The sequence below is a fragment of the Bacteroides mucinivorans genome (assembly GCF_034654355.2).
Lineage (GTDB): Bacteria > Bacteroidota > Bacteroidia > Bacteroidales > Bacteroidaceae > Bacteroides > Bacteroides nordii.
Map to the genome: position 1 here is coordinate 4,395,826 of NZ_CP178179.1, position 15,758 is coordinate 4,411,583.

Here is a 15,758-nt window from a genome sequence, read left to right on the forward strand (position 1 = left end):
ACGACGATCATGAAAGTAAAATATCTATGGGTAGCCCTATTATCTCTCACTTTTTTTGGATGTGATGATAATACCGGTACATTAGGATTAGGAATGTTTCCGGGTGGTGACCAGACTATTAACGGAAAACTGGCAACGTTTGAAGTAGCAACCGAGTCTAAGCTTGCCGAACAGGTTTTCGCTAAAACAAGTACTGGCTATTTAGGGAAATTTACAGATCAGGAATTTGGTTATTACGAAGCCGGATTTCTAACGCAGCTACATTGTACTGACAACTTCAGTTTCCCGGCAGTATACAATCCGGAAAAACCTGATGACCCGGATGCAATCATGGTCGAAGATAAAACCTATCGTACTGAATTAACGTTAGCTTACAGAACTTATTTCGGTGATTCTTTAACAGCTTCCCGCCTGAGTGTTTATAGATTAGATAAAGACTTAGCAGCAGACAAAGAAGCTGCATACTACACCGATATTAATCCGGAAGACTTCTATCCTAAAAACGATCCTAATTTTTTATTAGGACGAAAGGCTTATACAGCTGTAGATAAATCTGTAAAAGATTCTATTAGAAATCTAAGCGGATATATTCCTTCTGTAACCGTTACTTTACCTTATGAATTAGGACAAGAAATTTACAAGGCAAGTAGAGAAGCGGAAAAAGGAGGCAAAAATTTCGCAAATATATTCAGAGACCTGTTCAAAGGTATCTATGTTAAAAACGATTATGGAGACGGTACTATCCTTTATATTGACCAGATAGAAATGCATGTCATATACCAATGCTATGCGAAAGATAAAGATAGTTACATAAACATTAAGAAGTACAACAGCGAAGAAGACTCCACCTATTATAGTTATCGAACATTTGCTGCAACCAAAGAAATCATTCAAGCCAATTCTTTCAGAAGTGATGAAGATAAAATCAAGGAGAAAGTAAAAGAAACAGGTTGTACATATCTTAAAACTCCAGCAGGAATTTATACCCAGGCTACATTACCGTTACTAAACAACAATAATAATAGCCAAAAGGGCATTTTGGATTCATTGCGTAATGATACACTAAATGTAGTTAGATTAACTTTTACTAATTACAATCAGACCAATGATAAGAATAAATTTAGTATGGGTGCTCCCAGTTATGTTTTATTGGTACGCGAAAAAGAAAAGGATGATTTCTTTAAAAAGAATAAAGTCAATGATGATATTACATCCTATATTGCCCAACATAATGCCATTAATACGAATCAATATGTATTTCCCAATATCTCGAGATTGATTAATACCTGTCGTGCTGAAAGAGATGCAGCAGTCATAGCACTCGCAAACGATGGAAAGATAGAAGGTATTTTGGACGTTGATACAGGGACACCCGTTACCACTATCGAAGCATGGGAGAAAGCTACACAATGGAATAAAGTAGCTCTTGTTCCGGTAACTATCACAAGAGATCAGAATACCAGTACTGCGTTGGGTAGCATTATCAGTGTACTCAATGATTTACAGCCAGGATATACCAAACTGAAAGGTGGATCAGAAGGAGATCGCTTATCAATGGAAATCATCTATACTTCCTTCGATGACAAAGATAAAAAATAACCAAGATACATATCACTGATGTAAAAAGGTGTCCGGAATAAACTTCGAGACACCTTTTTATTTTGACTCATTCGAAAAATGCATTATTCGTTGATATTGTAATGCAAATTTTAACGTCTCGGATTTATATTGTAAAAGTGTGCACTTTAGATAACCACTAAAAAGTAGCATCCTTTCCTCCACAAAGCTCTATAAAAAAAATTGCCTCTCAGAGCTGTTGGCAACTTAGAGAGGCAATATAAGGAATATTCCAGATCTAAAATAATTACACTATTTCTTCTTTGCAGCTACTTTCTTTGTTGCTGCCTTTTTAGGAGCAGTCTTTACCTCCTTTTCTTCAGCCACTTTGGACTTGGCTGATGCCTTAGGTACTTTTGCTTTTTCAGCTTTTGCATGTAACTTATCCAATTCTTTGTGCAGTTCTGCTATTTCCTCACCTTGATTATGAATAGTAGTGAGCAAAGAATTCAGTTCCTCATCGTCAATATCTTCCGGATACAAAGAATTTACTCTCTTAATAAAGTCACCCAAAATATTCATATAGTTAGTGAATGCATCATACGGAGAATCATATATACCACGGTTCAAATAAATACCCGTATTCTTTGTAGTCATGAAACGGAAGTTATTACTTGCTTGCAAATAATCCCAATCTTGTTTAATACGGCGATCATCACACATATGTACACGCTCGGCTACACTATACAGCTTATTAAAAGCTTCACGCTGCATAATATTACCCAGCCAGCTACTTGTATCTCTCTCCTCATCTACCCATGAGATAGGATATGGAACATCTAATTGAGATACCGATTTCAATTTGGTAACAATTTCCGTTGGAGTAGAGAATGTAATCCCCTTCTCTTTCGCACAAGCCGGAAGCGCTTTAAGGAATTCCAATACATTAGAGGAAAGCGGTTGAGCCATACCTAATGCACTCAACTCCATGAAAATATTAATCACCTGCTCTTCTTGCGGCAAAGCATCAATCCAACTAATATACTTATCGGCAAACAATGGATATTCGCTCCAATCAGAATTAGAGAAGCGCAAGCTAATATCGTCAGATAGTTTGTAATCTCTCAACAATAGCTTCAGACTTGGTGCTTGATTACAATGATATACATAGTGAGGGCTCTTCCAACCCAAAATATATTTTGCTCCTTCCGTCAGCATACCCTTAAATCCCATAGCAGCCACCTGTGCACCAATTTCATCAGAGTATATCAAACTGGAATTACGAAATACCTTCGGAGCTTTACCAAACATCTGTTTGATTTTGTCGCTCATACGCATCACCTCTTCCTTAAAGCAGTCTTCATTGGCCAGCGATGACAAACCATGTGAATAAGGTTCTGCCAAAAACTCACAACAACCGGTATCATTGAGTTGATGCAGTAAATCGACTACGGCCGGTGCATGAATTTCAAGCTGTTCAAGCGCAACTCCCGAAATAGACAATGCCACTTTAAAAGCTCCATTGGAGTTCTTCACCATCTCAATCAATGCACTTAAAGCCGGAATATAAGAGCGTTCGGCAACTTCATTCATACCATTTTCATTGGCATAATCATCATAATAGTAATGATCGGCACCTATATCGAAGAAACGATAACGTTTCAGATGAATAATTTGATGTATCTCAAAATAAAGACAGATTGTTCTCATATCTATATTATTTTATTATTTATAATTCTTTATTACTTCTTCGTAAATACCACGAACCTTATATCCGACATTTTCCCATTTGATTTGGTCTACTTCCTTTTTACCCTCATCACGCAGATATTCGTACATCGCAGGGTAAGTACAAATAGAATAAACCGCATCTGCCATGGCATGAATGTCCCAATAGTCTGTCTTGATACATTTTTCCAGTATCTCGGCACAGCCGGACTGTTTAGAAATGATAGTCGGCACACTGCATTGCATAGCTTCCAATGGTGAGATTCCAAAAGGTTCAGAAACAGAAGGCATGATATACACATCACTGGCTTTCAGCACCTCATATACCTGTTTACCTTTCATAAATCCGGGGAAGTGGAAACGGTCAGCAATACCACGCTCGGCAGCCAAACGAATCATCTGATTCATCATATCACCACTGCCAGCCATCACAAAACGCACATTTTTAGTACGCTGTAACACCATAGCAGCAGCTTCTACAAAATACTCCGGACCTTTCTGCATAGTGATACGTCCCAGGAAAGTAACGACCTTCTCTTTGGGATTCTTTTTCGGAACTATATCCTGTATCTCCTGCGATAAAGGCGAAACTGCATTATGTACGGTAGATACCTTTTTGGGATCCTGGAAATACTTATGAATTACCGTCTGACGAGTCAACTCACTCACACACATAATATGATCGGCATGATCCATACCATTCTTCTCAATGGCATATACTGTAGGATTCACATTTCCACGGCTACGATCAAAATCAGTAGCATGTACATGAATCACCAGTGGTTTGCCAGATACCTGCTTGGCATGCAACCCCGCCGGATATGTCAGCCAGTCGTGCGAATGGATTATATCAAACTCTTGCTGACGGGCTACTACACCAGCCACTATGGAATAGTTATTAATCTCTTCATGCAGATTATCGGGATAACGCCCAGAGAATTCGATGCATCCCAGATCATTGGTATTCAAATAATTGAAATCAGCATAGATATGATCACGCAAATCATAATAAAGTTGCGGATCCATATAAGAACCAACACGGCTTTTAACATAATCCCAATCAACATTTCTCCATACTATCGGGGTACTGTTCATGCCGATAATTTTCAAAAAACTCTGATCTTCATCTCCCCATGGCTTAGGGATACAGAAAGTAATTTCCATGTCTTCTTGTAAAGACATCCCTTTCGTCAGACCATAGCTGGCAGTTCCTAAACCACCCAAGATATGCGGGGGGAACTCCCATCCAAACATTAAAACTTTCATCTTCGTCCCTCCTCTTATAAATTATACTTCGATAATAACTTCAAAATACGCAGAATCTCGGCTACGTTCATCGCAAATGATACTGCTCCACGACCTTTAAAAGGTGGGTTACCATCGAATAACTCAGGTAGTGAGCCAATACAGTGACTGGTCATTTCAGCTTCAAAACCAATCAACTGGCGCTCTACAAACGAAATACCACTCATCTTATAAATCCGCAGATAGGCCTCCATATAAAATCCCATCAGCCACGGCCAGGCTGTTCCCTGGTGGTAAGCATAATCACGCTGCAGCTGGGAACCAACATAGTTCGGATTATAACCACCACTTTTTGGACTCAATGTACGAAGCCCTTTCGGAGTAAGTAACTCTTTCGTTACAATATCCAGCACTTGCTTTTTCTGCATACGATCAAGAGGAGAATAGTCAAAGGCTACAGTAAATATCATATTGGGACGTACACTCCAGTCCATCATATTCCCATCTACGTAATCAAGCAAATAACCATATTCATTACGGAATACTTCCACAAATGATGCACCGGTTATTGCAGCTTGTCCATCCAACGAATCGGCCAAAATCACATTTCCTCCTTCGCGTACCAGATCGGCAACGAAACGAAGTGCATTATACCACAGTGCATTTATTTCTACAATGTATCCCGTACGAGGCACTACCGGATGTCCATTTACCGTGGAATTCATCCAGGTTATAGCTTTATCCGCACCATTTGCATAAAGCAATCCATTCTCGTGAAGGAAAAGATTATCATGCTTCCGCTGACGGATAAATTCCATAATAACTTCTAACAAAGAACCATATTTCGTACGGCATTGTTCACGCGAAGTTTCCTTGGCATATTGTTGTAATGCCCATACCGCCCACAACAATACATCCGGATCATCCATTTCATAAATTTTACACCCTATCGGCTCATCATTTATATAATTACGGATAGCTTTTTCAGCAGTCTGCATTACATCTTCAAACTCATCGACTTCGTCCACAGCCAGCGTCAATCCGGGCAACGAAACAAACATATCCCGAGCACGACATTTAAACCACGGGTATCCGGCCAGTATATAATGATTATCTTCTTGCTTATTATGAAACTGATGTGCTGAGTTTTTCAGACAGTGATAGAAGCTATCACGAGGGGTACGATCTTCAGCCTCTGCCTCAAAAATTTGTTTCAAACGACGGGGAGATACTTCTGATATTCCTGCAGAAAAAACAATACTTTCACCCTTCTTTATATCCACTTCAAAATAACCCGGTACATAGAGGTCTTCATTAAAATCATAACCTCTTTCCTGTTCTTTGGGATATTCAATGCCGCGATACCAATTCGGATCAAAATGAAATTCATTCTTTTTATTCAATTGCATGAAAAGCTCCGGATATCCCGGATACATACAGGTTTTTATACCATTCTCCACCAATTGATACTCACGACTTGCCTGTGCATTTTCGTGTGTATACTCCCTTACACTTCTGAAAGCCAAAAAAGGACGGAAACGTAAAGTAGTTGCCGAGTGGGCATCCAATAAAGTATAACGAATCAATATCCTGTTTTCGTGATGTACAAAAATTTTCTCCTTTCGAAGGATAACTCCTCCAACACGGTAAGTTGTAGCCGGAATATGTTCACAATCAAACTCGCGGATATATTTATGCCCGTTAGGACTATAATTATTACCCTGATATTTGTGCAATCCCAAGTTAAACTCCGCGCCGTGTTGAATTACCGTTTCATCAAGAGAAGATAGCAGCACATGGTTCTCATCGTCCAGGTTGGGGACAGGGATCACCAGCAAACCGTGGTATTTGCGTGTGTTACAATCCACAATCGTTGTACAATGATAAGCTCCCGAACGGTTTGTCCGAAGAATCTCTCTCGGCAAAGATTCCTCAAGATTGACCATAAGAGTCTTGTCAAAATGTAAATAACTCATAGTTGTGCATTATTTAAAGGTTAATTATATTTCTGTTATCATAACATATATAATAGTATGATTTCCAAAAATACGAATTATAGGTAAAAACAAAAATAAAAACGGTTTTTATTTTCCATTTTCCTTAAAATATTCGTAGCATTGCGAAGAATTAACGAAAAAGAAGAGATATGAAACAGGATTTACGAAAAATCATTCTGTCCATGATGCTCCCCTTGTTCCTAATTTTTATCCTCTACATAATAAAAATATTAGAGGTTGGCATGGACTGGGACTTCACACGCCTGGGAGTATATCCTATGGAGAAGAGAGGATTGTTTGGCATTTTCGCACATCCACTGATACACAGCAACTTCCCTCATCTATTAGCCAACACACTTCCACTTTTTTTTCTATCCTGGTGCTTGTTTTACTTTTATCGTGGCATTGCTCCATATATATTCTTTATAATCTGGGTGGGTTGCGGGGCCATCACATACCTCATCGGGAAACCCGGATGGCATATCGGGGCAAGTGGTATTATCTATGGACTGGCATTTTTCCTTTTTTTTAGTGGGTTACTGAGAAAGTATACCCCCCTAATTGCAATTTCACTGTTGGTGACTTTTCTATATGGTGGCCTGGTATGGCAAATGATTCCCTACTTCACACCTGCCAACACTTCATGGGAAGGGCATCTGAGTGGAGCGATAATGGGAACACTTTGCGCATTTGCTTTCGTAGGTTATGGGCCACAACGCCCGGAACCACTTGAAGAAGAAGAAGAGAATGACGATGATGAAGAAGAGATGAAAGTTGAAAATTGAAAGCTTATTTAGTTGAAAATTGAAAGTTACTATGCAGCGTGATAGCGCAGCTAACTTTCAATTTTCAACTTTCAATTTTCAACTAAATTAAGACTTTCCGCCTCTTATATTCATTCGGAGTACACTGCATCTGTTCTTTGAATACGCGACTAAAATACTGAGGTGAAGAGAATCCACTTTGATAAGCGACCTCTGATAAACTGTATGAACTGGTATCTAATAATTCCAAAGCACGCTTTAAACGCATTTCTTTAACCAAATCAATGGGAGAAGCTCCTGTAAAGGTTTTAATCTTCCTATAAAATACAGCACGACTCATATTCATTGTTTCTGCCAGATCATCAATTTTAAAATCGGGATTTTGCAAATTATCATCAACCAGCCGGAGGACTTCCTGAATAAATGAATTATTGAAAGCAGGCAATGTCTTTAATATTTGTTCAAGTTGTGTATCAGGTTGTTTATCGACTGTTTTCCCTAATCTTTTCAAGGGCTTCCGGAGATAATAAGCAGCCAGAGAATTACGTTGTTGTATCAATGATTCAATTCGTGCCTTCAGATAAGCAGAATTAAAAGGCTTAGCAATATAATCATCCGCACCATATTGTAATCCTTTGACACGATCGTCAACAGAAGCCTTTGCAGAAAGTAAAATTACAGGGATATGGCTAGTATCACGATTCGCCTTTACTGCCTCCAACAGTTCAATGCCATCCATTTCGGGCATCATCACATCACTAACAATCAGATCCGGCAGTTCTTTTGATATAATTTCCAGCCCTTGTTTTCCGTTAGCAGCCTCCAACACACTGTAACGATCTCTCAAAATAGTAATCAGAAAACGACGAAGCTCATCATTGTCCTCTATTATTAATATACTTCTCTCCTTCTCTCCCTCATTAGACGAATGTACTTCCGGGTGATAGTCAAACTGTATTTCATCATTCAGAATAAACTCAGCCTTCGGATCATTGGCATAGGTTTCATATGTACAAGGCAAAGTTATAGTAAAAGCTGTACCTTGTTCTGGTATACTTTCAACTTGTACTGTACCATGTAGTAAATCTGCATATTCTTTCACCAGTGAAAGTCCTATACCGGAGGAACGATTCGGATCGGCCTTACCAAAGGTAGCAAAACGTTCGAACAAGTTATCAATCTTCCGAAGATCCATCCCCTTACCTTCATCACGAACACAAATAGAGAAACTACCGGACTTCATACAGATTGTCATAGTAATGGCCTTACCATTAGCTGTATACTTAAAAGCGTTGGATAATAAATTAAAAAGTATCTTTTCCAATTTATCCATATCCGTATAACAACGCATTTCCTGCATTTCATGAATTAGGTTGAAATGAATAGAACGTTCGTGAGACAACTGTGCAAAATTCTCACAGACCTGCCGGCATAAAACAATCACATCGCCTTGCACTATACTTAGTTTCATCTTTCTCCCTTGTATCTTTCTGAAGTCCAGAATTTGATTAACAAGCCTTAGCATACGGTTCACATTCCTCCTGACCACCTGAATGTTCTCCGTTCCACTTTCCTGTATTTGTCTCCGTTCTACAATCTCCTCAACTGAACCAGAAATCAAAGTTAACGGAGTACGAAGTTCGTGCGAAATATCTGTAAAGAATCGTAGCTTCAAGTCACTCAGTTGTTCTTCAAAGCCTACTTTCCGTTTCAGATTAGTAATATAGATTATAATACCGGACACCGTCAGAATAAGTATTATAACTATAAACACATAAAGTACCCACGCCCAGATTGTCTCTGTAAAATGAGGCTGGATATGTATATGAAGAGGAGCGATATTATCATGCCACACTCCATCTCCATTGGTAGACTTTACTTCCAATACAAAATCACCAGCGGGCAGATTAGCAAAACCTATGGAATGATTCTCTCCGATATATCCCCACTGATCATTGATACCCTTCAAACGATAGGCATACTGAAGCGCCTCCGAGTTTGTATAATCCAGTGCCGAAAAAGTAATCGTCACATTACGCTCCTTCTTACTCAATACCAGAGAATCTGCCACAAGAATAGAAGTATAGGCAGTACCGTCGCTATTTTGAATATTTACTCCGGTATAGACTATTCGAGGGACAAAATGACTCTTCTTCAAATCATACAATCGAAGACGTAAAACACCTTGGTTCGTACCGATATACATCGCTCCCTGCTCGTCAATAGCCGGATGTGCCTCACTTACCTGCAAATCTGTATGCAGATTTGTACTATCATACGTTTCGAACTCTCCCCGCTCCGGACAGTATTTACCAATATAATTCTCAAAACATATCCAGATATTCCCATCTTTGTCTTCCAGTATGGCTTGTGGCAAGTCGGATGGAAGCCCGTTCTTTTTATTGAGATAGCTGAAATGAATTCGTGTATTCAACAATGAATCTGTATTTGCCAAACAAATCCCTCCACTGTAGGCTGCAATATATAATTTACCATCCCTACTTTCCAACACGTCCATAATATCATTATTACTGAGTCCGTCAGTACAGTCATTGTGATAAAATACAATATCCTCCGGTTTCTGAAAATCATCCGAAAAACTCAATAAACCTTCTGTTGTACCGGCAAGCATAACACCTTCCCGTGTACAATGCAAACTACGTACTTTATGACATAATCCATCGGGATATCCTTTCAACAGATTCCCCGGATGAATAAAACGGGAATTATCCGGAAATCCGGTGAATAGATTAATTCCTCCTCCCAATGTCCCGATCCATATACGGTTTCGAGTATCCTGGCAAATCGTATAAATTGCATCATTACTGAGGCTATAAGAATTTCGTGCATCATGCCGGAAATTCTGAAGAGTAAAAGATCCCTCTTTTTCTGTCGCTACTACAATTCCATGATTACGGGTTCCCAACCAGATACGTTGTTCGTTATCCTCAAAAAAAGTATAAACCTTTTTACCGAACGATACATTCTGATCTTTCAGCAATCTACCTCCGGAATCCATATTACCTATATAGTTACCCTGTGCATCATACACCTCTACCCGATTCTCTTTGGAAGCAATCCACAGACGTTTTTTTGAATCGATAAATACGCCCCGCACTTCCTGTCCACCGGTAGTAGCAAGATAATCATAATTACGATTTGTAAAATAAATCTTATCAAAGCCATATTTACGGCTTACCCACAGATTCTTATGAGAGTCCCGCAAAAAAGCTCTGCCTTCCGTCCGGTAAGGTTCCTTTTGTCCTGTTGTATAACAGTAGGCCGGTTCTAATCGGTTACTTCCGGAATTATAAGTATAAAAACTCCCGTCACGGGTCATCAACCAGATTCCTCCGAATTCATCTTCATGTATATGGCGAAATGTATCTTCACCTGATAGGTTCTCCCGAAAAACAGTCATTTTTCTATCAGTAAATGAATAACATAACACTCTTTGTCCATCCAACATCCAAATCTGATCCTGTTTTGAATGAAAGGCTCCCGTTATATGCAAAGGTACGGTAGTTGCCTGCTTGTATAATTGTTCAAAGCTCTTTTTCCGGGTATCGTAAACAATAATTTTTTCCTGGTCCGGAATCAGCAACCTGCCTGTTTTTATAGTAACAAGTCCACTGACTTCCTTCATGAGGAAAGGGTTAGAGACACTCTGAATACCGATCTGCGGTGTAAATGCGTATAATTCTCCTTTCTGAGTGATAAAAAAAGTATTCTTATCAACTTCCTTTATATACCTCAATTCTACCTTTGTACGTATTTCCGGATGACCGTAAACGAAAGTTCCCCGGTCGGTCAATATCCACTCATATCCTTTTTTATCCTTGTGAACAGAATATATTTTCTTTCCGTGTTCCGCGCAAGAATGACAAGGCAAGTGTACAATTCCATCCGTTTCTCCTAATCGGTCTTCATCAAGCCTGAATAAATCTCCGGCCTGATTACTGAACCAAAGTAAGCCACCCTCCTGCTTATATAATCGCGCTACCCGTCCATAATCAGCAAGATGCGAATATCCGGAAAAGATATTCTGGAAAGTTTCAGTCTGGGTATTAAACAAATAAAGTAAATTATTATAAGTAACACACCATATATTCCCTTTTTTGCCCTCTGCAATCTGTTGAATACGATTGTATTCCAGGCGGGTATCATCTGTAGGATAAGATTTATAATTCTGAAATGTATAACCGTCAAACTTTTCTAACCCGTTCCAGGTAGATATCCAGATGTATCCTTTATCATCTTGCAAAAAATCCGTCACAGTATTCTGAGATAATCCATCTTTAGCCGAATAGTAACGTATATGCATCAAGCTCTGAGCAGAAAGCATAAACGGATAAATAAAAGATATAAGTATAAGAGACAATCTAAACATAACGAATCTTTGAGATAGACAAAGATAACGTATTTCCTGTAATAATGATAAAATTATTGTTGGATAAGCACTTATAATTCGTGATAGAGTTATACTATATGAAGAAAAACAAAAAGGGTAAAACTGTTTGTTTTGCCACCTTGTTGGCAATACTTTGCCATCCCATTGGCAACACCTTGCCATTCTGTTGGCAACACCTTGCCATTCTGTTGGCAACACCTTGCCAATAGGATGGCAGTACAGAGAAATACAGGGCTTAATCTAAAAAGTATGGCTACAGTATAAAGAGAGAGGAAACATCTTTTTCAATGCCCCCTCTCTCCCTCAAGATGACCTATACTATTCATCAGTAAACCAACACCTTGAATACCGAATTATTTGTCTTCAAGATATATTGTCCGGCCGGAACAGAGAGTGATACATTACGATAAACCTCCAGACTTTGTACCAAAGTACCGTTTATACCGTATATATTGATATCTGTTGCTGTTTCAATACCACGTACAGAGATGATTCCCTTACCCCCTATGACACTAATATTGTTTTCCAAAGTAGTATTTTCAACACCAGTACCAATGCTTCCTACTATAAATTCATCAGAAGCCTCACTCAATGCACCGTATTCATTAACGGACTGCACAGTGACTACATCATTCAAATTAGCCTCATAGTGGGTTTCAGTAGTAAATCCGGCTACTTTACCATTAATGTTTACTACATAGCAGATAGCATATTCATCAGCAGTCCAACCGAATGTAGCAGTTCCTTCTATCCCACTAATAACAGGTTTGGCAGTTTGTTCTACCATTGGTAACGGATTCCAGATACCGGTAGCAGCACCACTTCCGTCACCGCTCAATACATTTTCTATTGTATACGAAGCAGCTTCTTCATCTGTAAGGAAGTTTTTGGCTTTACCACGAATCGTCTCACCATTGCTTTCGTACCAATAGTCTTCGATAGATGTTTCGCTCATTTTATATCCGTTCTTGTCCCATATATTGTACACAGCCCAAAGAGCAGGCACAGCACCCATTGTAGGATACCAATAACCATCATACGGTTTCACACGGCATTCCGTATCAATAAATACAGTTTTTGGCTCATTGTGCCAGGGACGTCCAAAATATACCTGTGTTTTATCTTCCTTACCATCGGGAGCAGTAATCTTTGTATTTTTGAATACATATCCCCAACGCGTACTTACTTGTGTAATATTACCCTGATTGTCTTTAAGATCAGTATAATGCGACGGAGCAACAATGTAACCTCCCGATTCACGTACAATATTCAGCGTACAATTATCAAAGTAAACATCACCTCCTCCATAAATAAAATCGACTGCACCTTCAATCATCGTATTACGGAAATAGTTACGGTCATAATAGTGAGGTCGATTATTACCCGTATTCGTATTTCCTGTTTTCGGACTCAGATATGTATCCTGATAAGAACGGATACGGCAGTTGTTGAAAGCTACACGATCTGCTTCTACATACAGAGACAATGCTTGCGGACCACGTGTTTCATTCCCTTCATATTTAGTCCACCACTCATTATCAATCGTCAGATTCTCTGCATAGAAGTCATTTGACTTAATTACCAGTGTGGCACCTTCTGCCACATTATACCAAGGTTGACTCTTATCAGTAGCATTACTTCCTGCAATACGGTCTTGTGCGATCGTTACTTTATTTACATCTTCACCAATGAGATGCACAAACGGACGATCTACCACTATAATACGGCTGTCTTCCGAAGCAGATAGTTTGCCACTCTGATCTTCCCAGGTATATTTCCCGGTAGAGAATGTACGGTTATTCAAATCATTATAATATCCGGCTTTTATAAAAATAAGCCAGGGTTTGTTATTAGTCACCGGCACAGCATCAATAGCTTCCTGAATCGTTTTATATTGACCTATTGCAGTTGAGGTCGGCATAACACTAACTTCCAGACTTTGATCTACTATCGCATTAAAAAGACGGGCTTCCGGTTTAATACGCTCCATCACAGCGAAATTACTGCTGACAGCTGGTGCATTATTGCCGGAACGATCAGTCACGTACCCTTCCGGAAGCTCCAAAGTATATGTGCTCGTATAAGCCAAATTTACATAGCGGAAAGAGACAGAAAAACTTCCATATTCCGGTTCGAGTGTAATCGTTTTACCGTTTCCAGTCAATGTAGCCTCTCCTGTACCAGCCTGGATACGTTCATTATAAGAAATCGTAATCTTACCACTGGCTGATACACCAGTAGCTTTATCTGCCGGAGCAATAGCTTTGATAGCAGGTGCCTCATGATCTTCCTCAACAACCGGAGTGCCAAATACATAAATATTACCCAAACCGGTTTCACTATGGTCGGTATAATTCAAACCACTTTCCGAATCGACTTTATCGAAGTTATATTCACCATTGTTATCATTAAGAACCTCATCACCTGTACCGGTAAAGCGAATGTATACCATTTCTTTATCAGCAAACTCCTCACCCGACAATTCAAAATCAACACTTGTAGCCAGTCCGTTGACCAATTTATAAATCAACTCTTCGTTATTATTCGTAACAGGTTTATAAATAGTACCATCTGTGGAATAAAGCACCTTCCAGTTTACAGCTGCGGCATTCTTTGCAACCAAAGCTGCAGTGAAACGAACGGTTGTAAAGTTCCTGGTTGAAAACTGAATCTGCATTGCCACATCCGTACTGCGATATCCGTTCATATACAAACCATTGACCGAACTTATGACAGCTCCCTTGCGCATACGTACTACCGGAGTACCACTCGAATTACCGTTCAATGAACTTCCGGCATTCACTTTCACAACAGAAGCAGTAGCATTACGTTCTGAATCCCAGGTATAATCGGCAGCAAACGGATAATTCCCTTTGTTTGCCCAAATCTCTGCTTTATCGGAATTATAAGCGGCAATGAAATCCTGAATCTCATAATTTGCAATAAGTTCCGTATTTTGTTTTACCGTCACACTGCGCTCGGCAGTTGTAACACTGGAATTTTCAAAATCATCTTCCCAATTCAAAAATCGTGTAATTGGAAGTTCGTTTGCTGTAGCAGTTACTATCACACCTTCTTCATACTTCCCTTCAGTTGGTTCCGGGTTCAATGTAACAGAACCAATCTGCATTTCCAGATCATTGATGCAACGGGTAGAAAATGTATAAGTGTTCACTTCCCGGAAAACAGCTTTCAATGAAGTATTACTTCTTACTGCAAATGAATATGGATTTTCCGCCGACACTTCTTTACCACTATTATCCACCCAATTAACAAAATGAAAACCAAACTTTGGAAAAGCTGTAACAGTTACTTTCGTATCTTCATCCATCAAACTGCCTGCCGGCATCTGATTAACAGTACCTGCACTTTCCGGTTCCATACTTGTTGCTACATTATATTGCGGAACTTCTACGGCTGTACCATTTACTGTACCTGTAACCATCACATTACTAAAACCTATTTCTTTATTATTTGCCAGACTATATACACTGATAATCAATGATAGTTCTTCATCAGTTGCCGACATACTACCTAAATCATATGTACATTCAGTGGCATTTACAGAGGTTCCGGAACGATTGGGTTTGATAGTACCTGCCACCGTTTTTTTAGTCCCATCGGCGTACTTCAAATAAATATCGACCATACCACCTCCTGTGCCAAATACACCCATTTTGAAAGAAATCTGTCCTGGCTGAAAGGTCAATCCTTTAGCTGGTTTTATAGAGTAAATCAGATCATGTCCATCTGTTGCCCCACTCATTTGAGCGCTCGGCTTATAAGTATTCATACTCAGATTTTCGTCAAGCCCTTTATACTCTTGTTGTTTGGAGAAGGTCATCTCTCCACCCAAGACAAAAGCAGTTGTACTAAAAGCCTGTTCATTACTGACAATAGCCTGCGATGGTTCATTCGCTCCACCGGACATTCCCCATGTCGCTGTCACTTTTTCGTTATCAAAAGTTTGAGCTATAACCATTTGTGTAGCAAGCCCCAATATTCCAGCCAGACAGCCTTTTAATAAAAAATTCCTATTCATGATATATTATTTTA

General features: G+C 39.3%; 7 protein-coding genes. 2 read left to right on the forward strand and 5 right to left on the reverse strand.

Features of this window, described 5'->3' with window-relative positions:
* Positions 1–9 precede the first annotated feature (9 nt).
* Positions 10–1,599: a DUF4270 domain-containing protein gene (locus VCM39_RS16975; RefSeq protein WP_322932735.1), complete on the forward strand. Its 1,590-nt coding sequence runs from the start codon at positions 10–12 to the stop codon at positions 1,597–1,599.
* Between the two features lie 270 nt (positions 1,600–1,869).
* On the opposite strand, the gene VCM39_RS16980 is transcribed toward VCM39_RS16975, so the two are convergent.
* Genes VCM39_RS16980 through VCM39_RS16990 form a run of 3 tightly spaced genes read right to left on the reverse strand, consistent with a single transcriptional unit; the run spans position 1,870 to position 6,506 of the window.
* Entirely contained in the window at positions 1,870–3,267 is a 1,398-nt protein-coding gene (locus tag VCM39_RS16980; RefSeq protein ID WP_221650602.1) for a glycoside hydrolase family 57 protein, read from the reverse strand.
* 15 nt (positions 3,268–3,282) lie between these two features.
* Positions 3,283–4,551 carry a glycosyltransferase gene (locus tag VCM39_RS16985; RefSeq protein ID WP_221650601.1) on the reverse strand — a complete coding sequence of 423 codons (1,269 nt, stop codon included), beginning with the start codon at positions 4,549–4,551 and terminating at the stop codon, positions 3,283–3,285.
* A 14-nt stretch (positions 4,552–4,565) separates the two neighbouring features.
* The gene (locus VCM39_RS16990) at positions 4,566–6,506 is read right to left on the reverse strand and encodes a glycogen debranching enzyme N-terminal domain-containing protein (RefSeq protein ID WP_221650600.1); all 1,941 of its coding nucleotides are present in this window, start codon (positions 6,504–6,506) and stop codon (positions 4,566–4,568) included.
* A 170-nt stretch (positions 6,507–6,676) separates the two neighbouring features.
* Between VCM39_RS16990 and VCM39_RS16995 the strand changes: the two genes are divergently transcribed.
* The gene (locus tag VCM39_RS16995) at positions 6,677–7,312 is read left to right on the forward strand and encodes a rhomboid family intramembrane serine protease (RefSeq protein WP_221650599.1); all 636 of its coding nucleotides are present in this window, start codon (positions 6,677–6,679) and stop codon (positions 7,310–7,312) included.
* Between the two features lie 82 nt (positions 7,313–7,394).
* On the opposite strand, the gene VCM39_RS17000 is transcribed toward VCM39_RS16995, so the two are convergent.
* Positions 7,395–11,681, reverse strand: a complete 4,287-nt coding sequence (locus VCM39_RS17000; protein ID WP_322932736.1) for a two-component regulator propeller domain-containing protein — start codon at positions 11,679–11,681, stop codon at positions 7,395–7,397.
* A 346-nt stretch (positions 11,682–12,027) separates the two neighbouring features.
* Positions 12,028–15,744: a pectinesterase family protein gene (locus tag VCM39_RS17005; RefSeq protein WP_322932737.1), complete on the reverse strand. Its 3,717-nt coding sequence runs from the start codon at positions 15,742–15,744 to the stop codon at positions 12,028–12,030.
* Positions 15,745–15,758: the final 14 nt, after the last annotated feature.